The 21,705-nt window shown below is 46.8% G+C and carries 18 protein-coding genes, 2 tRNA genes and 1 other annotated feature; of the genes, 18 read left to right on the top strand and 2 right to left on the bottom strand.

Annotation, left to right across the window (positions count from 1 at the left end; genetic code table 11):
- The first annotated feature begins 2 nt into the window (after positions 1 to 2).
- From BR62_RS0110425 to BR62_RS0110410, 4 genes are all read left to right on the top strand, one after another.
- Positions 3 to 512 (top strand): YfcE family phosphodiesterase, encoded by a 510-nt coding sequence (locus BR62_RS0110425; protein ID WP_032870765.1) that lies wholly within the window; start codon positions 3 to 5, stop codon positions 510 to 512.
- 113 nt (positions 513 to 625) lie between these two features.
- A tRNA-Arg gene (locus BR62_RS0110420) sits at positions 626 to 699 on the top strand.
- Between the two features lie 124 nt (positions 700 to 823).
- Positions 824 to 897: transfer RNA gene (locus tag BR62_RS0110415), tRNA-Arg, on the top strand.
- Between the two features lie 249 nt (positions 898 to 1,146).
- Positions 1,147 to 1,332, top strand: a complete 186-nt coding sequence (locus tag BR62_RS0110410) for a hypothetical protein (protein ID WP_007408136.1) — start codon at positions 1,147 to 1,149, stop codon at positions 1,330 to 1,332.
- A 39-nt stretch (positions 1,333 to 1,371) separates the two neighbouring features.
- Here BR62_RS0110410 and BR62_RS0110405 read toward each other — a convergent pair whose 3' ends face one another.
- Positions 1,372 to 1,722, bottom strand: a complete 351-nt coding sequence (locus BR62_RS0110405) for a hypothetical protein (RefSeq protein ID WP_015417942.1) — start codon at positions 1,720 to 1,722, stop codon at positions 1,372 to 1,374.
- A gap of 422 nt (positions 1,723 to 2,144) precedes the next feature.
- Positions 2,145 to 2,396 (top strand) — a binding site (T-box leader).
- Positions 2,397 to 2,515: 119 nt separating this feature from the next.
- On the opposite strand from BR62_RS0110405, the gene ilvB reads away from it, so the two are divergent.
- The 13 genes from ilvB (at position 2,516) to yihA (ending at position 19,613) form a co-directional block, all read left to right on the top strand.
- Positions 2,516 to 4,240 (top strand): acetolactate synthase large subunit, encoded by a 1,725-nt coding sequence (gene ilvB / locus BR62_RS0110400; protein ID WP_032870781.1) that lies wholly within the window; start codon positions 2,516 to 2,518, stop codon positions 4,238 to 4,240.
- Positions 4,237 to 4,755, top strand: coding sequence for an acetolactate synthase small subunit (gene ilvN / locus BR62_RS0110395; protein ID WP_003152598.1), 519 nt, complete (start codon positions 4,237 to 4,239; stop codon positions 4,753 to 4,755). The genes ilvB and ilvN overlap by 4 nt, the downstream gene beginning before the upstream one ends.
- Positions 4,756 to 4,777: 22 nt before the next feature.
- Positions 4,778 to 5,806, top strand: coding sequence for a ketol-acid reductoisomerase (gene ilvC / locus BR62_RS0110390; protein WP_007408142.1), 1,029 nt, complete (start codon positions 4,778 to 4,780; stop codon positions 5,804 to 5,806).
- Positions 5,793 to 7,349 (top strand): 2-isopropylmalate synthase, encoded by a 1,557-nt coding sequence (locus BR62_RS0110385; protein ID WP_032870763.1) that lies wholly within the window; start codon positions 5,793 to 5,795, stop codon positions 7,347 to 7,349. Before ilvC ends, BR62_RS0110385 begins: the two co-directional genes overlap by 14 nt.
- Positions 7,350 to 7,369: 20 nt before the next feature.
- Positions 7,370 to 8,467: a 3-isopropylmalate dehydrogenase gene (gene leuB / locus BR62_RS0110380; RefSeq protein WP_032870760.1), complete on the top strand. Its 1,098-nt coding sequence runs from the start codon at positions 7,370 to 7,372 to the stop codon at positions 8,465 to 8,467.
- Positions 8,468 to 8,516: 49 nt separating this feature from the next.
- Positions 8,517 to 9,935: a 3-isopropylmalate dehydratase large subunit gene (gene leuC, locus BR62_RS0110375; protein ID WP_007408145.1), complete on the top strand. Its 1,419-nt coding sequence runs from the start codon at positions 8,517 to 8,519 to the stop codon at positions 9,933 to 9,935.
- Positions 9,936 to 9,950: 15 nt separating this feature from the next.
- The gene (leuD, locus tag BR62_RS0110370) at positions 9,951 to 10,550 is read left to right on the top strand and encodes a 3-isopropylmalate dehydratase small subunit (protein ID WP_007408146.1); all 600 of its coding nucleotides are present in this window, start codon (positions 9,951 to 9,953) and stop codon (positions 10,548 to 10,550) included.
- 117 nt (positions 10,551 to 10,667) lie between these two features.
- Positions 10,668 to 11,672: a DNA damage checkpoint antagonist DdcA gene (gene ddcA / locus BR62_RS0110365; RefSeq protein WP_032870758.1), complete on the top strand. Its 1,005-nt coding sequence runs from the start codon at positions 10,668 to 10,670 to the stop codon at positions 11,670 to 11,672.
- Between the two features lie 216 nt (positions 11,673 to 11,888).
- A complete protein-coding gene (gene tig, locus BR62_RS0110360; protein WP_003152618.1) occupies positions 11,889 to 13,163 on the top strand; it encodes a trigger factor in 1,275 nt (424 codons plus the stop codon).
- A gap of 271 nt (positions 13,164 to 13,434) precedes the next feature.
- Positions 13,435 to 14,697 (top strand): ATP-dependent protease ATP-binding subunit ClpX, encoded by a 1,263-nt coding sequence (gene clpX, locus BR62_RS0110355; protein WP_007408149.1) that lies wholly within the window; start codon positions 13,435 to 13,437, stop codon positions 14,695 to 14,697.
- A 149-nt stretch (positions 14,698 to 14,846) separates the two neighbouring features.
- Positions 14,847 to 16,505 (top strand): ATP-dependent protease LonB, encoded by a 1,659-nt coding sequence (gene lonB / locus BR62_RS0110350; RefSeq protein ID WP_012118116.1) that lies wholly within the window; start codon positions 14,847 to 14,849, stop codon positions 16,503 to 16,505.
- A gap of 199 nt (positions 16,506 to 16,704) precedes the next feature.
- Positions 16,705 to 19,029, top strand: a complete 2,325-nt coding sequence (gene lon, locus BR62_RS0110345; RefSeq protein ID WP_007612896.1) for an endopeptidase La — start codon at positions 16,705 to 16,707, stop codon at positions 19,027 to 19,029.
- Positions 19,026 to 19,613, top strand: a complete 588-nt coding sequence (gene yihA, locus BR62_RS0110340; protein ID WP_003152626.1) for a ribosome biogenesis GTP-binding protein YihA/YsxC — start codon at positions 19,026 to 19,028, stop codon at positions 19,611 to 19,613. Before lon ends, yihA begins: the two co-directional genes overlap by 4 nt.
- A gap of 32 nt (positions 19,614 to 19,645) precedes the next feature.
- On the opposite strand, the gene BR62_RS0110335 is transcribed toward yihA, so the two are convergent.
- Positions 19,646 to 20,137: a hypothetical protein gene (locus BR62_RS0110335; protein WP_015240316.1), complete on the bottom strand. Its 492-nt coding sequence runs from the start codon at positions 20,135 to 20,137 to the stop codon at positions 19,646 to 19,648.
- Positions 20,138 to 20,331: 194 nt separating this feature from the next.
- On the opposite strand from BR62_RS0110335, the gene hemA reads away from it, so the two are divergent.
- The gene (gene hemA, locus BR62_RS0110330; RefSeq protein ID WP_020956157.1) at positions 20,332 to 21,699 is read left to right on the top strand and encodes a glutamyl-tRNA reductase; all 1,368 of its coding nucleotides are present in this window, start codon (positions 20,332 to 20,334) and stop codon (positions 21,697 to 21,699) included.
- Positions 21,700 to 21,705: the final 6 nt, after the last annotated feature.

The following is a 21,705-nucleotide window of genomic DNA, read 5'->3' as shown; positions in this document are numbered from 1 at the left end:
CAATGAAAGTGCTGATAATAAGTGACAGTCACGGCCTTGAAGACGAGCTGGAGACGATTGCAAAGCGGCACGAAGACGAAGCGGATCTGATGATTCATTGCGGTGATTCAGAGCTTGACGCCGCACATCCGGCGCTCACGCCGTATCACACGGTGAAAGGCAATTGCGACTTTGGCGGCGGGTTTCAGGATGAACTCCTTCTGGACGCAGGTTCAAAGAAAATTCTGGCCGTTCACGGGCATCTTCACGGCATTAAACAGTCACTTTTAACTGTTTTTTACCGGGCGGAAGAGCTTGGGGCGGATATCGTCTGCTTCGGCCATTCTCATATTGCCGGGAGTGAAGAGCTTCGGGGCAAGCTTTTGATTAATCCGGGCAGCATCCGTCTTCCGAGAGTCCGCAATGTGAAAAGCTATGCCATTCTTACTCTTACAGAAAGAGAAGGCGCCGTGACATTTTACGACGAAACGGGTCGGGAATTGAAGAACTTGGGGACTACAATCAGTTTTTAACAAGTGATGGGGGAGATTTCATTCTTCCCCATCAAAAGTTTTTAAAAAAATATTGACTTATGATTTGAACCTGTATATAATAAATCTTGTCGCTGATACATAAAGCAAAAGCTGTCCCAGTAGCTCAGCTGGATAGAGCAACGGCCTTCTAAGCCGTCGGTCGGGAGTTCGAATCTCTCCTGGGACGTACAAAAAAAGAGCTGGTGACATCAGAGTGAAAACTGATGCCGCTGGCCTTTTTTATCGGATGACTATATTGTCAATTCGCTGAAATCATGGTAAAATGATCAGCAGAACAATTTGATTTTCATGTCCCAGTAGCTCAGCCGGATAGAGCAACGGCCTTCTAAGCCGTCGGTCGGGAGTTCGAATCTCTCCTGGGACGTATAAAAACCTCAAGCCCTGACAATGGGTTTGAGGTTTTTTTGTATTTTATTTTTTGTTTTACGAAACAAAAGTTCCATATTTGATGAAAATTGTAAAGTAATTTTAATATAAATGAAACTTAATGTAATATTTATCGTAATAAATATATGTATAAAGATACTTAAGGCGCCCTTGAGTGATAAATTATCTAATTTCTATCATACATTTTGTCAATGAATGATAGAAAGACAGCAGGAGGAATTAGCTTTTGAAGTACGCATTTGCATATAAAAATCACAATATAGAAACGATCTTTTGCGGAAAAGACGAGCTGTTTGAGGAACTGAAGCAATTTTTAATCACTCAATGCGGTTTAATCATTGTTGAGGTTTCAAGGGCTGATTACTATACGGAGCAGGAAATGAATCAATGGAATGACCGTTATACTCTGTGAATAAGAAAAGAAACCGGCCGTGGGAGGCCGGTTTTTGTATCATCTGAATCCGCTCGGAGCGCTGAAGCCCCCGGCATGGCCGCTGAAACCGCCCCCGAGCGCGCCGGGATGCGCCCCGGCGCCGAGGCTTCCGCCGACGTCACTGAAGGATTGGCCGTAGTACCCGGTTGTATAAGGGTACGGAACGAATTGCTGCCCGGCGAATGACAGCGTGCTTTGCGGGGTCTGCTGTCCGTATCCGGATGACGGGAATCCCTGCTGAAAAGAAGGGCCGCCTTGATATGGTGCTGTATGCATCGGGGCCGGAGGATAGTAAGACTGCGGCGGTAAGACCGGTAAAGGCGGAAATCCAGGAGGCAGGCCCTGCATGCCTGATAACATCTTATTCATGACATCACTCATTTCTTACGAGATAAGAACAGTGTATGCGTATGTCTGTAGAAAGAGCCTGTTCAATCGAACGGAATATCTGACAAGCATGCCGGAAGGACAGAGAAAAATTGTGTAATAAAATGTGACATATTCGTATATGAACGGAAAAATTTCATGTAATCTTGAGAGATTAATAAAAAAATGATAAAAACTTTTAACATTTACAGATCCCTTTGTACCAGTAATGAAAGCGTATACAAAATAGATTGATTAATCTAAATTGTCTAATAATTATAAAAATGCTGTTGACACTGTCTGCAAACGGGCGTAATATGAGTTCAAACAAAAATAAATAAATGATTCACGCTAAAAAGAAAAATCATAAAACACTGAAAAAACAAACAAGTGAAGGTTCTTTTTTAATAAAAGAGCTGCCATAATAAAAAGCGCAGAAGAGGATAAGTAGCTTTGCTGAAGTTTTTCACAGAGAGCCGGTAACGCTGAGAGCCGGTAAAACAAATCAAAGTGAACTCCCCTCAGAGTGCCGGTCTGAAATGTAAAGAGTAGGACTCGGCCGAGTGAACGCAATGTTTACTCGTTATCAAAACGGATAATCATTATCCATGAGACGGTCTGCATATGACCGTAAACAAGGGTGGTACCGCGGAAAGCAAAGCCTTTTCGCCCCTTTTGGCTATCGCATGAAATGCTTGGCTGAATGTGGGTGGGAAGGCTTTTTTATTTGCGTCAGCCGGCGCTGCGTTTTATGAATTGGATTTTAGAAGGGAATATTGAAAAGGAGGAACTGAAAATGGGAACAAATGTACAGGCGGATTCTTTGTCTGCCGAATGTACAAAAACAATGAACGGGGCTCTGATGCTGATTGAATCATTAAAGAAAGAAAATGTCGAGATGATCTTCGGCTATCCGGGGGGAGCCGTCCTTCCGATTTACGATAAACTGTATCAATCAGGATTGGTTCACATCCTGCCCCGCCACGAGCAAGGCGCGATTCATGCGGCAGAAGGGTATGCGAGAGTCTCCGGAAAGCCGGGGGTTGTGATTGCTACTTCCGGACCCGGAGCGACAAATTTAGTGACCGGTCTTGCGGATGCGATGATAGATTCATTGCCGCTCGTAGTGTTTACCGGTCAGGTGGCCACTTCGGTCATCGGCAGCGACGCTTTCCAGGAAGCCGACATTTTAGGAATTACGATGCCGATTACGAAACACAGCTACCAAGTCCGCCGTCCGGAAGATCTCCCCCGTGTGATTAAAGAGGCGTTCCATATCGCCACGACGGGAAGACCGGGCCCGGTATTAATTGATATACCGAAGGATGTCGCAGCATTTGAAGGAGAGTTCAGATATGATCACGAGATCAGCCTTCCGGGTTATCAGCCTGTAAAAGAGCCTAACTATCTGCAGATCCGAAAGCTCGTGGAAGCTGTCAGCAGTGCGAAAAAGCCGGTTATTTTAGCCGGAGCGGGTGTTTTGCACGGTAAAGCTTCAGAAGATTTAAAAAATTATGTCGAACAGCAGCAAATTCCGGTAGCGCACACGCTTCTCGGTCTGGGCGGTTTCCCGGCAGACCATCCTCTTTTTCTGGGAATGGCGGGGATGCACGGCACATACACAGCGAATATGGCGCTTTACCACTGTGACTTGTTGATCAGCATCGGAGCGCGGTTCGATGATCGCGTGACCGGAAATCTGAAGCATTTTGCAAAGTCGGCCAAAGTGGCGCATATCGATATTGATCCTGCTGAAATCGGAAAAATTATCGAAACGCAGATTCCGGTGGTCGGCGACAGTAAAATCGTCCTTCAGGAATTATTGAAGCAAAACGGAAAACAGGGACAGACAGAGGAATGGAAACAGCAGCTTTCAGAATGGAAAGAAGAATATCCGCTTTGGTATACAGACAACAGAGAAGAGGGCTTGAAACCCCAAAAGCTGATTGAGTATATTCACCAATTCACAAACGGTGAGGCGATTGTGGCGACGGATGTCGGCCAGCACCAGATGTGGGCGGCTCAGTTTTATCCTTTCCGAAAGGCTGATAAGTGGGTGACCTCGGGGGGACTCGGCACAATGGGCTTCGGCCTTCCGGCGGCTATCGGAGCGCAGCTGGCCGATCGTAACGCCACGGTCGTTGCCATCCTCGGAGACGGCGGTTTTCAGATGACCCTTCAGGAATTAGATGTCATCCGACAGCTGAATCTTCCCGTCAAAGTGGTTATCTTGAACAACGAATGTCTGGGCATGGTCAGACAGTGGCAGGAAATCTTCTATGAAGAGCGCTATTCTGAATCCAAATTCTCGGCGCAGCCTGACTTTGTCAAATTGTCAGAAGCCTACGGCATTAAAGGCGTCCGGATTTCATCGGAGGAAGAGGCGGAAGAAGAGCTTAAAAAGGTGCTTTCATCAAAAGAACCGGCCGTTATTGACGTCCGGGTCGCCAAAAGCGAGAAAGTATTCCCGATGATTGCGCCGGGTAAAGGACTTCATGAAATGGTGGGGATGAAACCTTGAAACGCATAATCACATTAACGGTGGTCAACCGCTCGGGAGTATTAAACCGGATCACCGGCCTGTTTACAAAAAGACACTATAATATCGAAAGCATCACTGTAGGCCACACGGAAACAAGCGGTGTTTCAAGAATTACATTTGTCGTCCATGTGGAAGGCGAAAATGACGTAGAGCAGCTGACAAAGCAGCTTAACAAACAAATTGACGTCCTGAAAGTGACGGATATTACAAACCAATCGATTGTACAGCGTGAGCTGGCATTAATCAAAGTTGTTTCCGCACCGTCGGCCAGAACGGAAATCAATGGAATCATTGAGCCGTTCAGAGCTTCCGTCGTTGATGTCTCAAGAGACAGCATCGTCGTTCAGGTTACCGGCGAATCTAATAAAATCGAAGCGCTCATAGAGCTTCTCAAACCTTACGGCATTAAAGAAATCGCGAGAACGGGCACAACGGCTTTTGCGAGGGGAACCCAGCAGAAGGCGTCATCCAATAAAACAATTTCAATTGTATAACACAAAAAAGGGAGAGATTAAAATGGTAAAAGTATATTATAACGGTGATATCAAAGAGAACGTATTGGCAGGTAAAAAAGTAGCGATTATCGGTTACGGTTCACAAGGTCACGCACATGCGCTGAACTTAAAAGAAAGCGGAATTGATGTCATTGTCGGCGTCAGACAAGGAAAATCATTTACACAGGCTCAAGAAGACGGTCATCAAGTCTTTTCGGTAAGAGAAGCGGCTGCCCAGGCTGATATCATTATGGTTCTTCTTCCGGATGAACAGCAGCAAAAAGTATATGAAGCTGAAATCAAAGATGAATTGACGGCGGGCAAGTCATTGGTATTCGCACACGGATTTAACGTCCATTTCCATCAGATCGTGCCTCCTGCTGATGTGGATGTATTCCTTGTCGCCCCTAAAGGACCTGGACACCTTGTCAGAAGAACATATGAACAAGGCGCGGGCGTACCGGCATTGTTTGCCATCTACCAGGATGTATCAGGCGAAGCGAAAGATACGGCTCTTGCTTATGCAAAAGGAATCGGCGGAGCGCGTGCGGGCGTTCTTGAAACAACATTTAAGGAAGAAACGGAAACGGATTTGTTCGGTGAGCAGGCTGTTCTGTGCGGAGGTTTAACGGCGCTTGTCAAAGCGGGTTTTGAAACGCTGACAGAAGCCGGCTACCAGCCTGAACTCGCATACTTCGAGTGTCTGCACGAACTGAAGTTGATCGTAGACTTGATGTATGAAGAAGGATTGGCGGGCATGAGATACTCTATCTCCGATACGGCTCAATGGGGAGATTTTGTCTCAGGGCCGCGCGTAGTCGATGCAAAGGTAAAAGAATCGATGAAACAAGTATTAACAGATATTCAAAACGGTACATTCGCGAAAGAATGGATCGTGGAAAACCAAGTGAACCGTCCTCGCTTCAATGCGATCAATGCAAGTGAAAACGAGCATCAGATTGAAAAGGTCGGCAGACAGCTTCGTGAAATGATGCCGTTTGTCAAACAAGGCAAAAAGAAGGAAGCGGTGGTCTCCGTTGCGCAAAATTAATGTTTTCGACACGACCCTTCGTGACGGTGAACAATCCCCCGGGGTCAACCTCAATTCCCGGGAGAAACTGGCGATAGCCAAGCAGCTTGAAAGACTCGGGGTGGATATTATTGAAGCGGGATTTCCCGCTTCATCCCGAGGTGATTTTTTAGCCGTGCAGGAAATCGCAAGAACGATTAAAAATTGTTCGGTAACAGGGCTTGCCCGATCTGTCAAAGGTGACATCGACGCAGCCTGGGAAGCGCTGAAAGACGGGGCCAGCCCGCGGATTCACATCTTTATCGCCACCTCTGACATTCATCTGAAGCATAAGCTGAAAATGACGCGGGAAGAGGTTAAGGAAAAAGCGGTTGAAATGGTGAAGTATGCAAAAGAACGCTTTCCGATCGTTCAATGGTCAGCAGAAGACGCATGCCGCACCGAACTTCCGTTTCTGGCTGAAATCGTTGAAGAAGTGATTGATGCCGGCGCGAGCGTCATCAACCTGCCGGACACTGTAGGTTACCTGACGCCGGCTGAATACGGAAACATCTTTAAATATATGAAGGAACACGTTCCGAATATCAACCGGGTAAAGCTTTCAGCCCATTGCCACGATGATCTCGGAATGGCGGTTGCCAACTCGCTTTCGGCAATTGAGAACGGCGCTGATCAAATTGAATGCGCCATTAACGGCATAGGAGAAAGAGCCGGGAACGCCGCGCTAGAGGAAATCGCCGTTGCGCTTCATGTCAGAAATGACGCGCATCAAGCCGATTCATCTCTTAATCTTCATGAATTGAAGCGGACGAGTGATCTTGTCAGCAAACTGACGGGCATGGCCGTTCCCCGCAATAAAGCAATCGTCGGAGATAACGCTTTCGCACATGAGTCCGGCATTCACCAAGACGGTTTCCTGAAAGAAAAATCAACATATGAAATCATTTCACCGGAACTTGTCGGCGTGACTGCTGATGCGCTCGTACTCGGAAAGCATTCCGGACGCCATGCGTTCAAAGACCGCCTGAATGCGCTTGGATTCCAGTTTGATAGTGAGGAAATCAATAAATTTTTTACGATGTTTAAAGAACTGACCGAAAAGAAAAAAGAAATCACCGATGATGACTTGATTTCTCTTATTTTAGAAGAAAAAGTGACAGACAAAAAAATCGGCTATGAATTTTTGTCTCTGCAAGTGCATTACGGGACGTCTCAGGTGCCGACTGCAACAGTCTCTTTAAAAAATCAGGAAAACGAACAGCTGATTCAAGAGGCGGCAACGGGGGCGGGCAGCGTAGAAGCCGTTTATAATACGCTCGGGCGCTGCATCGATAAAAATATTGAACTGACAGACTACCGCATCCAATCCAACCGGAAAGGCGAAGACGCGCTGGCTCAAGTTTTTGTCAGAGTGACCGTGAACGGAAAAGAAACATCAGGGCGGGGAATCGCGCAGGATGTTCTGGAAGCTTCTGCTAAAGCTTATCTGAACGCCGTGAACCGGCAGCTGGTGCTGGATTGCAATTTAGACGGATTAAAGAGACAGACTGCGGTCGGCTCGTAATAGAAAGGAGAACGTTTGATTTGAAAAAACGTATTGCTTTGCTGCCCGGTGACGGAATCGGACCGGAAGTGGCGGAATCAGCGGCAGATGTATTGAAAAGCGTTGCCGAACAATTCGGACATGAATTTGAATTTGAAAACGGGCTGATCGGGGGAGCGGCTATTGACGCCCATCAAAACCCCCTTCCTGAGGAGACGGTGGCTCTTTGTGAAAGATCCGACGCCATCCTGCTCGGGGCAGTCGGCGGGCCGAAATGGGACCAAAATCCTCCGGAGCTCAGACCGGAAAAAGGCCTGCTCGGCATCAGAAAAAAACTCGGCCTGTTTGCCAATCTGCGTCCCGTGACCGTATTTGAAAGCTTGTCTGAGGCGTCTCCGCTGAAAAAAGAATATATCAGAGGCGTCGACTTTGTAATCGTCAGGGAACTGACGGGCGGCCTCTACTTTGGAGAACCGAGCAGACAGTATGTCAATGAAGCGGGAGAAAAGGAAGCGGTCGATACCCTTTTTTATAAGAAAGAAGAAATCGCACGCGTTGTCAGAGAAGCTTTTAAGATGGCTGCCGGCAGAAAAGGAAAAGTGACGTCCGTTGATAAGGCGAATGTGCTTTCTTCAAGCAGGCTGTGGCGGGAAACCGCAAATGAAATCGCAAAAGAATTTCCTGATGTGACGCTTGAACATATGCTTGTCGATAATGCCGCGATGCAGCTCATCTACGCCCCGAGCCAGTTTGACGTCATCGTAACTGAGAATATGTTCGGCGATATTTTAAGCGATGAAGCCTCCATGCTGACAGGCTCGCTCGGCATGCTGCCGTCAGCCAGTTTATCAAGTTCAGGTCTTCACTTGTTTGAACCCGTGCATGGATCTGCGCCTGACATCGCCGGTAAAGGGATGGCCAATCCGTTTGCGGCGATTTTATCAGCGGCGATGCTTTTGAGAACATCTTTCGGGCTTGAAAACGAAGCGCAGGCGGTGGAAAAAGCGGTCGCAAAGGTGCTTGCAGATGGCAGCCGTACACGTGATATCGCCCGGGACGGCCAATATGCCGGAACGCATGACATTACTGAAAAAGTAAAAGCCGCATTAGCCGGCTCGAATACAAAATCTATAGTGTGACGCTTTAAAGAAAGCGGTCTTAGTTCATAGGTAGAGGGAGGAAACAAAGATGATGCCTCGAACAATCATCGAAAAGATTTGGGATCGGCATGTTGTAAAAAGCGGTGAAGGAAAACCCGACCTTCTCTATATTGATCTGCACTTAATTCATGAGGTGACGTCTCCTCAGGCGTTTGAAGGGTTAAGGCAGAAGGGGAGAAAGGTCAGACGGCCGCAGAATACATTCGCAACGATGGACCACAATATTCCGACCGTCAACCGTTTTGACATTAAAGATGAAGTCGCAAAGCGCCAAGTAACCGCGCTTGAACGGAATTGCGAGGAGTTTGGCGTCCGTCTTGCGGATCTTCACAGCGCAGACCAGGGGATCGTTCACGTGGTCGGGCCTGAGCTTGGTCTGACACTTCCGGGAAAAACGATCGTTTGCGGAGACAGCCATACATCGACTCACGGCGCGTTTGGAGCGCTTGCCTTCGGTATCGGCACAAGTGAGGTGGAACATGTTCTTTCCACTCAGACACTATGGCAGCAGCGGCCGAAAACGCTTGAAATCCGTGTTGACGGAACGCTCCAAAAAGGAGTGACCGCGAAGGATGTCATCTTGTCGGTCATCGGAAAATACGGGGTGAAATTCGGTACCGGATATGTCATTGAATACACCGGGGAAGTATTCAGAAACATGTCTATGGACGAACGCATGACGGTCTGCAATATGTCAATAGAAGCGGGAGCACGGGCGGGACTGATCGCTCCGGATGACACGACGATTGAATATTGTAAAAACCGTAAATACGCGCCAAAAGGCGAGGAATTTGAAAAAGCCGCCGCAGAATGGAAAGCGTTAAAAACCGATCCGGGCGCCGTATACGATCATTCCATCGTGTTAGACGGCAGCGAGATTTCTCCAATGGTAACATGGGGCGTCAATCCCGGTATGGTTCTTCCGGTCGATGCCCAAATACCGGCGCCGGAAACGATTGATTCTGAAGACGGTAAAAAAGAAGCCATCCGCGCGTACGAATACATGGGAATCTCACCGAATCAAAAAATTGAAGATATTAAAGTCGAGCATGTGTTTATCGGCTCCTGTACAAATTCGCGGATGACCGATCTTCGCCAGGCTGCGGATATGATCAAAGGCCGAAAAGTCGCTGACAGCGTCAGAGCCATTGTGGTCCCGGGTTCTCAAAGCGTGAAACAGCAGGCCGAGGAAGAAGGGCTGCACCGCGTGTTTCTCGAGGCCGGATTTGAATGGAGAGAATCAGGCTGCAGCATGTGCCTCAGTATGAACAATGATGTCGTGCCTGAAGGGGAACGATGCGCTTCCACTTCCAACCGCAACTTCGAAGGCAGACAGGGAAAAGGCGCGAGAACACACCTTGTCAGTCCGGCGATGGCGGCAATGGCAGCCATTCACGGGCATTTCGTCGATGTAAGAAAGTTTTATCAAGAAAAAACAGTTGTGTAAGGAGTGCGCGAAAAGATGGAACCTTTAAAAACGCATACGGGAAAAGCGGCCGTCTTAAACCGGATCAACGTCGATACGGACCAGATTATTCCGAAACAGTTTTTGAAAAGAATTGAAAGAACCGGATACGGCAGATTCGCGTTTTTTGATTGGAGATACCTTGAGAACGGTGAGCCTGATCCTGAATTTGAATTAAACCGCAAAGTCTATGAAGGCGCGTCCATATTAATTGCCGGAGAGAATTTCGGCTGCGGATCATCCCGTGAGCACGCTCCTTGGGCGCTGGATGATTACGGCTTCAAAATTATCATTGCTCCGTCATTTGCCGATATTTTTCATCAAAACTGTTTTAAAAACGGTATGCTTCCCATCCGTATGCCGTATGATCAGTGGAAAAAACTCGCCGGTCAATATGAAAATCAGTCTCTTAACATGACGGTTGATTTGGAAAACCAGCTCATTCACGACAGTGAAGGAAAAGAGATTTCATTTGAAGTCGATCCGCACTGGAAGGAAATGCTGATTAACGGCTATGATGAAATTTCATTAACGCTTCTGCTGGAGGACGACATTCAGCAGTTTGAATCGAAAAGAAGTTCATGGCTTCAAGCCTGAAAAAAGCCGCCCGGCATCTGTCCGGCGGCTTTTTTTACCGTGCGCACCATCCTTTCTTGTGTTTCCTGACGCGTGTTGATACACTTGAAAAAAATAGCGCCTGAAAGGAAATAAAGTATGACGCATGACAAGAAAAAAGCTGATATCATTCCTTTCCCCCGTCTGAAAGAACGCTTGGTTGATAAAGGAATGGCCGCCATGAAGGATAAACAGTATCAGGAGGCCCTCGAACTGTTTTCAGAGGCGGTAAGCCACGGCGATACCGAGTCCGACGTGCATTTAGGCATGGCGATTTGTTTTCTGGAACTCGGGGAATTGGAAGAAGCAAAACAAGTTTGCGAGAAAATGCTGAATGAAGGGTACGGCCATTATTTCACCGTACTGCAGGTGTACATGACCATTTTAATTCAGCTGAAACAATATGAAGAAGTCAAAAGCACAATTGAAGCTGTGCTGGAAGAAAACCAGCTGCCCGCAGAAAGTGCGGAGCAATTCTACCGGCTGCTCGAATTCAGCCGCAAAATGACCGATCCCGACCAGCAGGATGAAGCGTGGGAGGAGGAATACGAGGACATTCTTGATGCGGAAAAAGTGCTGAACAACCCCGCTGAACAAATGAATCTGATTCATTCTCTCAAAGACCGCAATATTGCAAAATACACGGGTCTCTTAAAAACGATTCTTCAAGATCCGGGCGCACATCCGCTTATCAAAACGATGATTTTGACGCTGATGGCGGAGCACGACTACAGCAAGCCGGTTCATATTACAAAATTCGGCGATTCAATGACCGCGGTTCCGAGTGAAACGGTTCAGCCTGATGCGGCTCCGATTTTGCATCGTGTTCTCCGGGTGCTTGATGAAACGCTCGGCAATGAAAACCCTACATTATACGCTGCCGTCGAGGAGCTGTGGAGAAGGCATCTGTACGTCCTGCACCCTTTTATGCCGAAGTTTTTGAACGCAGATTTATGGGCGGCGGCGCTTCATAAGGTCGGTTACGAGATGCACGGCATTGACATTGAGCTGGAGGAACTTCATATGATGTACGAGTTTGACAGCCGCGAACTTGAAGAAGCCTGCACGATGATTAAGGATATTGAAGAAATTTCTTATTTGTAAATCACACCATATAGTTGAAAGCGGTAGGCGTTATGTTATAATATAGTGGTTGTATTTATGTATAGCGGTTTAACTGAAATGAGAATTACGGTTGGACAGGCTGCCAGTTCATTACATAATGATTCTGATTCAAAGCGGTTTTTTCTTTGACAAAGCCGCGGATTGCTTTAGAATGGAAGACCGACACAACCTGAATAGATTTTTGGAGGGAAACACATGTCTGTAAAATGGGAAAAACAAGAAGGCAACGAAGGCGTATTAACGGTTGAAGTTGATGCGGATACGTTCAAAACAGCTCTTGATGATGCATTTAAAAAAGTAGTAAAACAGGTTTCTATTCCTGGATTCCGCAAAGGGAAAGTTCCCCGCGGTTTATTCGAACAGCGTTTCGGCGTTGAAGCTCTTTACCAGGATGCTTTAGATATTTTACTTCCTGTAGAATACCCTAAAGCGGTTGAAGAAGCCGGCATTGAGCCTGTAGACCGCCCTGAAATCGATGTTGAAAAAATCGAAAAAGGCGAAAGCTTAATTTTCACTGCAAAAGTGACTGTAAAACCGGAAGTGAAACTTGGCGACTACAAAGGCTTAGGAATCGAAAAAGATGACACTGCCGTTACTGACGAAGATGTACAAAACGAACTTAAAGCGCTTCAAGAGCGTCAGGCTGAGCTTGTCGTGAAAGAAGAAGGCGCTGTTGAAAACGGCGATACAGTCGTTCTTGACTTCGAAGGTTTCGTTGACGGCGAAGCGTTTGAAGGCGGAAAAGCTGAGAACTACTCACTTGAAGTAGGATCAGGTTCATTCATCCCGGGCTTCGAAGAGCAGTTAACAGGCCTTGAAGCAGGCGCTGAAAAGGATGTTGAAGTAACATTCCCTGAAGAGTACCACGCTGAAGAGCTTGCCGGAAAACCAGCTGTTTTCAAAGTGAAAATTCATGAAATCAAAGCGAAAGAGCTTCCTGAGCTTAACGACGAATTCGCAAAAGACATTGACGAAGAAGTTGAAACGCTTGCTGAATTAACTGAGAAAACAAAAAAACGCCTTGAAGAAGCAAAAGAAAACGAAGCTGACGCTAAATTGCGTGAAGAGCTTGTTCTGAAAGCATCTGAAAACGCTGAAGCTGATGTTCCTCAAGCGATGATCGACACTGAGCTTGACCGCATGCTGAAAGAATTCGAACAGCGTCTGCAAATGCAAGGCATGAACCTTGAGCTTTACACTCAATTCTCAGGCCAAGACGAAAACGCGTTAAAAGAGCAAATGAAAGAAGATGCCGCAAAACGCGTAAAATCAAACCTGACTCTTGAAGCGATCGCTCAAGCGGAAAACCTTGAAGTAACGGACGAAGAAGTTGAAGCTGAGCTGACTAAAATGGCTGAAGCTTACAACATGCCGGTTGAAAACATTAAGCAGGCAATCGGTTCAACTGACGCGATGAAAGAAGATTTAAAAGTTCGAAAAGCAATTGATTTTCTTGTAGAAAACCGTTAATATGGTTCATAATAATAGACATAATAAAACAGGGCGCGATTAATTCGTGCCTTGTTTTGTACAATTATGATATAACTCTTTTTCTTGGGGCAAGATAGTCATTGCCGGGCTGTTTTTCGTCATACATATAGAATGTGCAAGTGCGAAACACATTGTTACCGTCTTACTGGAAAGTATGGTAAAATGCAATACATACTCGATCGTAGCAAGAACCGTTTTCTTTTGCCCTTCAGGTAAAAGAAAAAGTGAGACAAGATTAAGGGGTGAAAGAATGTTTAAATTCAACGAGGAAAAAGGACAATTGAAATGCTCGTTCTGCGGAAAAACGCAAGATCAGGTTCGTAAGCTGGTTGCAGGACCGGGTGTATATATATGCGACGAATGTATTGAGCTCTGTACAGAAATCGTAGAGGAAGAGCTTGGTACGGAAGAAGAAGTCGAATTTAAAGACGTTCCGAAGCCGCAGGAAATCCGTGAGATTCTGAATGAATATGTCATCGGACAGGATCAGGCGAAGAAATCACTTGCGGTTGCGGTATACAACCATTACAAACGCATCAACTCCAACAGTAAAGTGGATGATGTCGAGCTTTCTAAAAGTAATATTTCTTTAATCGGACCGACTGGAAGCGGGAAAACACTTCTTGCCCAGACGCTTGCGCGTATTCTGAACGTGCCGTTTGCGATCGCGGACGCTACATCTCTGACTGAAGCCGGATATGTCGGTGAGGACGTAGAAAACATCCTCCTCAAGCTGATTCAGGCAGCAGACTATGATGTGGAAAAAGCAGAAAAAGGCATTATTTATATCGATGAAATCGATAAAGTAGCGCGAAAATCTGAAAACCCGTCCATTACACGCGACGTATCAGGCGAAGGCGTTCAGCAGGCGCTGCTGAAAATTCTTGAAGGAACGGTTGCAAGCGTGCCGCCTCAAGGAGGACGCAAACATCCTCATCAGGAATTCATCCAGATCGATACGACGAACATCCTGTTCATTTGCGGCGGTGCATTTGACGGCATCGAACAAATCATCAAACGCCGTCTCGGACAAAAAGTCATCGGCTTCGGCTCAGATAATAAAGCGGCAGACCTTGAAAAAGAAGAACTGCTTTCTAAAGTTCTTCCGGAAGACTTGCTCCGTTTCGGTCTGATTCCTGAATTCATCGGCCGTCTTCCTGTCATTGCAAGCCTTGAGCAGCTTGACGAAACGGCACTGGTTGAAATTCTGACTAAACCGAAAAACGCACTCGTCAAACAATACAAGAAAATGTTAGAACTTGATGATGTCGAGCTTGAATTTGAAGACGAGGCATTATCTGAAATTGCGAAAAAAGCGATCGAGCGTAAAACAGGCGCACGCGGCCTGCGTTCTATCATTGAAGGCATCATGCTTGACGTCATGTTTGATCTGCCGTCCCGCGATGATATTGAAAAATGTGTCATTACCGGAGCGACAGTCGCAGACGGTGAAGCACCGCGTCTTGTATTAAAAGACGGCACAGTTGTCGGCCAAGATAAAACATCAGCATAACATGACAAAACCTCCTGACTCGAATTGATCAGGAGGTTTTTTTCTTGTCCTGACCCTTCTGAAAATGTTTATTCCGGGCTTTGCTGGGAGATACTAGCGGACAGAGGAATGAATTGGATACATAAATCGTTTTTTCAGGAGGGACCAGCATGAGTTGGACAGGGATCGCATTATTTGTACAGCTGTTTTTCGGGATAGTCATCGGATTATATTTTTGGAATCTGCTCAAAAACCAGCGTACACAAAAAGTGACGATAGATAAAGAATCAAAAAAAGAAATGGAACAGCTGCGCAAAATGCGCGCCATCAGTTTATCAGAACCTTTATCAGAAAAGGTGCGGCCGAAAAGCTTTCAGGACATTGTCGGCCAGGAAGACGGAATTAAAGCGTTAAAAGCAGCGCTTTGCGGACCGAACCCGCAGCACGTCATTATTTACGGTCCTCCGGGAGTCGGAAAAACGGCTGCGGCGCGGCTGGTATTGGAAGAAGCGAAAAAACATAAACAGTCACCGTTTCAAAAGCAGGCTGTTTTTGTTGAACTTGATGCGACGACCGCGCGGTTTGATGAACGGGGGATTGCCGATCCGCTTATCGGTTCAGTGCATGATCCGATTTATCAGGGAGCGGGAGCGATGGGCCAGGCAGGCATTCCGCAGCCGAAACAGGGGGCTGTGACCCATGCTCACGGCGGGGTATTGTTTATTGATGAAATCGGCGAGCTTCATCCGATTCAGATGAATAAAATGCTGAAGGTGCTTGAAGATCGAAAAGTATTTTTAGACAGTGCGTATTACAGTGAAGAAAATACGCAAATACCGAATCACATTCATGATATTTTTCAAAATGGGCTTCCGGCAGATTTCCGTTTGATCGGAGCGACAACGAGAATGCCGAATGAAATTCCGCCGGCCATCCGTTCGCGCTGTCTTGAAGTATTTTTCCGCGAGCTGGAAAAGGATGAACTTAAAATCGTTGCGAAAAAAGCAGCCGACAAAATTCAGAAAGAGATTTCTGACGAAGCTCTCAGTGTGCTGACCACATATACGAGAAACGGACGTGAAGCCGTCAATATGATCCAGATCGCCGCCGGCATGGCGGTGACTGAGGACAGAAAAGAAATTACGACAGAAGATATAGAATGGGTTGTTCATTCCAGTCAGCTTACACCTAAAAATGAGCAGAAAATCGCCGATGAACCGCAAGTCGGCATCGTGAACGGACTTGCCGTCTACGGGCCGAACAGCGGCGCATTGCTGGAAATCGAAGTGAATGTCACACCTGCGCAGGACAAAGGAAGCCTGAATATCACGGGAATTGCAGAGGAAGAAAGTATCGGCAGCCAATCGAAGTCGATCCGCCGCAAAAGCATGGCAAAGGGATCTGTGGAAAATGTTCTGACGGTTCTGCGCACAATGGGCATCAAACCTTCAGACTATGACATTCACGTGAATTTTCCGGGCGGAGGCCCGATTGACGGACCTTCAGCAGGTATCGCGATGGCCGCGGGGATTTTTTCCGCGATTCACCGCATCCCGATCGACCATACGGTGGCGATGACGGGAGAAATCAGCCTGACGGGGCTTGTCAAACCGATCGGCGGCGTCATTCCGAAAATTAAAGCCGCAAAACAGGCCGGAGCAAAAACGGTCATTATCCCATATGAAAATCAGCAGTCCATTCTGAAACGAATAGACGGAATCACCATTAAAGCGGTAAAAACGTTCCAGGAAGTGCTGGACGTCATATTGGTTGACCCTCCTTCAGAACAAAAACCGTTTGATATCCAAATGAATAAAGAATCCGTATAAACCCCATTTTTATAATGGGGTTTTTTTATGGAGGACATCTTTTCCTTTTTCAGAACAGAAAGAAAGGGTATACTACGAAGAGACTGTTTTATATACAGGGCAGGCGGATAAGCCGATTAAAGCCCGATCCCGGAATTGTACAACGATGAAAAAGTTGTATTATAATGGTTCATACTAAAGTCACGGAGGTGTCAGTCACATGGCAGAAGATACAAAACGCAGCATCCCGCTCCTCCCTTTAAGAGGCTTATTGGTATACCCGACAATGGTTTTACATTTAGATGTAGGCCGTGACAAGTCGGTTCAGGCTCTTGAACAGGCAATGATGCATGATCATATGATTTTTTTAGCCACTCAGCAGGATATTTCGATAGACGAACCGGGTGAAGAGGATATTTTCGCCGTCGGCACTTATACAAAAATTAAACAGATGCTGAAGCTGCCCAACGGTACGATCAGAGTGCTCGTAGAAGGAATTCAGCGGGCGCAGATCCTTGAATACACCGAGCTCGAAGATTATACTTCGGTCGATATACAGCTGATGCATGAGGATGATTCAAAAGACGTGGAAGACGAAGCGCTTATGCGGACGCTGCTGGACCATTTTGACCAGTACATAAAAATTTCTAAAAAAATCTCCGCAGAAACGTATGCGGCTGTGACTGATATTGAAGAGCCCGGCAGAATGGCGGATATCGTCGCTTCTCATCTCCCGCTGAAATTAAAGGACAAGCAGGACATTTTAGAAACGGCGGATATTAAAGAACGTCTGAATAAGGTCATCCGTTCCATTCATAATGAAAAAGAAGTGCTGGAGATTGAGAAAAAAATCGGTCAGCGCGTCAAACGTTCGATGGAACGCACTCAAAAGGAATACTACTTGCGTGAACAGATGAAAGCCATTCAGAAGGAGCTTGGCGACAAAGAAGGAAAAACCGGCGAAGTTCAGTCGCTCACGGAAAAGATAGAAGAAGCAGGCATGCCTGAGCGTGTCAAAGAAACGGCGCTTAAGGAATTAAGCCGTTACGAAAAAGTGCCGTCAAGCTCAGCGGAAAGCTCTGTTATCCGCAACTATATTGACTGGCTCATCGCCCTTCCGTGGTCGGATGAAACAGAAGATAAACTTGATATTAAAAAAGCCGGGGAAATCTTAGATAAAGAGCACCACGGCTTAGAGAAAGTGAAAGAGCGGATTTTGGAATATTTGGCCGTGAAACAGCTGACGAAAACGCTGAAAGGGCCGATTCTTTGTCTGGCCGGACCTCCGGGAGTCGGTAAAACATCTCTTGCAAAATCAATCAGTACGAGCATGGGGCGCCGTTTTGTGAGAATTTCACTGGGCGGAGTGCGCGATGAGTCTGAAATCCGCGGGCACCGGCGTACATACGTCGGAGCGATGCCGGGCCGTATTATACAGGGGATGAAAAAAGCCGGTAAACAAAATCCGGTCTTTCTCCTGGATGAGATCGACAAAATGTCGTCTGATTTCAGAGGCGATCCGTCTTCGGCGATGCTTGAGGTGCTGGATCCGGAACAAAACAGCACATTCAGCGACCACTATATTGAAGAGACGTTCGATTTATCGAAAGTGCTGTTTATCGCGACTGCGAATAACCTTGCTTCCATACCGGGACCTCTCAGAGACAGAATGGAGATTATCAGCCTGTCAGGCTATACTGAAAACGAAAAGCTGGAGATCGTGAAGGACCACCTGCTTCCGAAACAAATCAAAGAGCACGGGCTCACAAAGAGCAACCTGCAGATTCGGGACCAGGCGATTACGGACATCATCCGCTACTACACGAGGGAAGCCGGCGTGAGAACGCTTGAACGCCAGATTGCCGCCATTTGCCGAAAGGCTGCAAAAGCCATTGTGTCTGAGGAGAGAAAACGCATTACCGTTACAGAGAAAAATCTGGCCGACTATCTCGGAAAACGGATATTCAGATACGGACAGGCGGAAACCGAAGATCAAATCGGGGTTGTCACGGGGCTTGCGTATACGACGGTCGGCGGAGATACGCTGTCAATCGAAGTGTCATTGTCACCGGGAAAAGGAAAGCTGATTCTGACCGGGAAGCTTGGAGATGTCATGCGGGAATCAGCGCAGGCCGCTTTCAGTTATGTCCGCTCGAAAGCGGAACAGTTCGGAATCGATCCGAAATTCCATGAGAAGTATGACATTCATATCCATGTCCCTGAAGGAGCGGTGCCGAAAGACGGCCCTTCTGCCGGAATTACGATGGCCACGGCGCTCGTTTCAGCATTAACGGACCGTGCGGTAAAACGCGAAGTCGGTATGACGGGAGAAATTACGCTGCGGGGCCGCGTGCTTCCGATCGGCGGACTGAAAGAAAAGGCGCTCGGCGCGCACAGAGCGGGCCTGACCACTATTATTGCGCCTAAAGATAACGAAAAAGATATAGAGGATATTCCAGAAAGCGTCAGAGAAGGACTGAAGTTTATATTCGTTTCTCACCTGGATGACGTTTTGGAACATGCCTTAGTAGGAGAGAAGAAATGAAAGTCACAAAGTCAGAAATCGTGATCAGCGCGGTCAAACCCGAACAGTACCCTGATGGGGGGCTTCCGGAAATCGCGCTGGCGGGAAGATCAAATGTAGGAAAGTCATCTTTTATCAATTCATTAATCAATCGGAAAAACTTGGCCAGAACGTCATCAAAACCGGGGAAAACACAGACCCTAAACTTTTACATCATCAATGATGAATTGCATTTTGTCGACGTTCCCGGGTACGGATTTGCGAAAGTTTCCAAAAGCGAGCGGGAAGCATGGGGGAGAATGATTGAAACCTATATGACGACCCGCGAAGAGCTGAAAGCCTGCGTGCAGATTGTCGATCTCAGGCACGCGCCGTCTGCTGAAGACGTGAACATGTATGAATTCCTGAAGTATTACGGCATTCCCGTCATCGTTATCGCGACAAAAGCGGATAAGATTCCAAAAGGAAAATGGGACAAGCACTTAAAGGTTGTCAAACAGACGCTTGATATGGATCCTGAAGATGAGCTGATTTTATTTTCCTCTGAAACGAAAAAAGGCAAAGATGAAGCATGGGGAGCCATTAAAAAAATGATCAGCCGGTAATGAAAAACCCAAAACGCAGTGCGTTTTGGGTTTTATCGTATAGTTTTGTTCCGCTTGATAAACAATAATAAAAGGCTGATTCCGATGAAAACATACGGCCAGTATGTTTTGAAGTGTTCCGTCGGAATATGGACGGACTCCAGCCACGCCGTAATTTGTTTAAAGAAGTATAAAAAGAGGGAAAAACCAATCATGGCAACCGCTTCGTATACATATTCTTTTCTGGCTGCCGCAAATAAGGAGAATCCGAAGACGAAGAGAATCATTTCAAAATCTCCCGGCCACCATGAGAGCTCAGGTTTGGCGAAAAAGTGTAAACCTATGCCGAAAAGAAGCATGCCGATCAGGACGTGAGGCCCGGCCGCTTCCTTTTTGCCCTGATACAAGAGCACAGCGCCCAAAAGCATAAGGAGCACCGGCCATTCCCCCTGATTCGCAAACAGGTGAACCTGTCCGCTCTGAAGCCATGCGAATAATGAAGCGGCAAGCAGAAGTCCCGGTAATAAAATTGATGTTTTTTTCATCCTGTCACCTACCCGCAGTAAAGGATTTTTAGTATGATGATTACAGTGGAAACGAGCTTTTTATACTATAGCATAACATTTTTGAAATCTGTTCACATTTTCCCGAAGAAACTATGTTATAATCATTATAAATAATAAATTCTATGTTAGAATGATTATAAATAAATTGCGATGTACGGGGGTGCATGAAAGCGATGCATATTCTTGTTGTGGGAGTAGATTATAAATCCGCCCCTATTGAAATACGCGAAAAAATAAGTTTTCAGCCGGATGAGCTTGCAGAAGCGATGCTCCGTTTACAAGGAGAAAAAAGCGTTCTTGAAAACATTATCGTGTCAACCTGCAACCGCACCGAAATATATGCGGTGGTCGACCAGCTTCATACCGGCCGTTATTATATAAAGACATTTTTATCCGAATGGTTCTCACTGCCGAAAGAAGAGCTGTCTCCGTTTCTGAAATTTTATGAGAGCGACGCGGCGATCGAGCATTTATTCCGTGTGGCGTGCGGCTTGGATTCCATGGTCATCGGAGAAACGCAAATACTCGGCCAGGTCCGCTCAAGCTTTAAAACGGCGCAGGCAGAAAAGACGATCGGCACCATTTTCAATGAGCTGTTTAAACAGGCGGTCACCGTCGGCAAACGCACGCATGCCGAAACCGATATCGGCGCCAATGCCGTTTCCGTCAGTTACGCCGCCGTTGAACTCGCGAAAAAAATCTTCGGCTCATTGTCAAATAAGCACATTTTGATTCTCGGTGCGGGAAAAATGGGCGAGCTCGCCGCAGAAAACCTGCACGGTCAGGGCATCGGCAAAGTAACGGTCATCAACAGAACGTTTTTGAAGGCAAAAGCGCTTGCTGACCGTTTCTCCGGAGAAGCGCGCAGCTTAAACCAGCTTGAACATGCACTTGCTGAAGCTGATATTTTAATCAGTTCGACAGGCGCAAGTGATTTCGTCGTGTCTAAAGAAATGATGGAGAGAGCGGGCAGACAGCGGAAAGGCCGCCCGTTATTTATGGTGGATATCGCTGTGCCGAGGGACCTCGATCCGGCGCTGAACGATCTTGAAGGTGTTTTTCTGTACGATATTGATGACCTTGAAGGAATCGTTGAAGCCAACTTACAAGAACGCCGTGAAACCGCTGAAAAAGTCGAGCTGTTTATTGAAGCGGCAATTGTTGAGTTTAAGCAGTGGCTTAATACGCTCGGCGTCGTGCCGGTCATTTCGGCGCTGCGTGAAAAGGCGCTGTCCATCCAGTCTGATACGATGCAGAGCATTGAGCGCAAGCTGCCTCATCTGACGGTAAGAGAGAAAAAACTTCTCAGCAAACATACGAAAAGCATCATTAACCAAATGCTGCGCGACCCGATTCTGAAAGCGAAAGAGCTTGCGGCTGAAGCGGATTCAGATGAAAAGCTGAAGCTGTTTATGCAGATATTCGATATTGAGGAAGAGGCCGGCCGCCAGCTGGACAAAAGCCTGGATAACCGCCAGACGGTTCATTCGTTTCAAAAGGCAGAAGCAAAAACGGGCTTACGTCCGCTTGTAAGTGAGTGAGGGCTG

The organism is Bacillus sp. UNC69MF (assembly GCF_000746035.1).
GTDB lineage: Bacteria > Bacillota > Bacilli > Bacillales > Bacillaceae > Bacillus > Bacillus velezensis.
The sequence above is the reverse complement of the archived record's forward strand: the minus strand, read 5'-3'. Positions and strand labels throughout refer to the sequence as shown.

Excerpts from the sequence above, each read along its gene's own strand:
- BR62_RS0110425 (WP_032870765.1), top strand. The coding sequence starts at position 3 with ATGAAAGTGCTGATAATAAGTGACAGTCACGGCCTTGAAGACGAGCTG.
- BR62_RS0110405 (WP_015417942.1), bottom strand. The coding sequence starts at position 1,722 with ATGAATAAGATGTTATCAGGCATGCAGGGCCTGCCTCCTGGATTTCCG.
- ilvB (WP_032870781.1), top strand. The coding sequence starts at position 2,516 with ATGGGAACAAATGTACAGGCGGATTCTTTGTCTGCCGAATGTACAAAA.
- ilvC (WP_007408142.1), top strand. The coding sequence starts at position 4,778 with ATGGTAAAAGTATATTATAACGGTGATATCAAAGAGAACGTATTGGCA.
- leuC (WP_007408145.1), top strand. The coding sequence starts at position 8,517 with ATGATGCCTCGAACAATCATCGAAAAGATTTGGGATCGGCATGTTGTA.
- leuD (WP_007408146.1), top strand. The coding sequence starts at position 9,951 with ATGGAACCTTTAAAAACGCATACGGGAAAAGCGGCCGTCTTAAACCGG.
- ddcA (WP_032870758.1), top strand. The coding sequence starts at position 10,668 with ATGACGCATGACAAGAAAAAAGCTGATATCATTCCTTTCCCCCGTCTG.
- tig (WP_003152618.1), top strand. The coding sequence starts at position 11,889 with ATGTCTGTAAAATGGGAAAAACAAGAAGGCAACGAAGGCGTATTAACG.
- clpX (WP_007408149.1), top strand. The coding sequence starts at position 13,435 with ATGTTTAAATTCAACGAGGAAAAAGGACAATTGAAATGCTCGTTCTGC.
- lonB (WP_012118116.1), top strand. The coding sequence starts at position 14,847 with ATGAGTTGGACAGGGATCGCATTATTTGTACAGCTGTTTTTCGGGATA.
- lon (WP_007612896.1), top strand. The coding sequence starts at position 16,705 with ATGGCAGAAGATACAAAACGCAGCATCCCGCTCCTCCCTTTAAGAGGC.
- yihA (WP_003152626.1), top strand. The coding sequence starts at position 19,026 with ATGAAAGTCACAAAGTCAGAAATCGTGATCAGCGCGGTCAAACCCGAA.
- BR62_RS0110335 (WP_015240316.1), bottom strand. The coding sequence starts at position 20,137 with ATGAAAAAAACATCAATTTTATTACCGGGACTTCTGCTTGCCGCTTCA.
- hemA (WP_020956157.1), top strand. The coding sequence starts at position 20,332 with ATGCATATTCTTGTTGTGGGAGTAGATTATAAATCCGCCCCTATTGAA.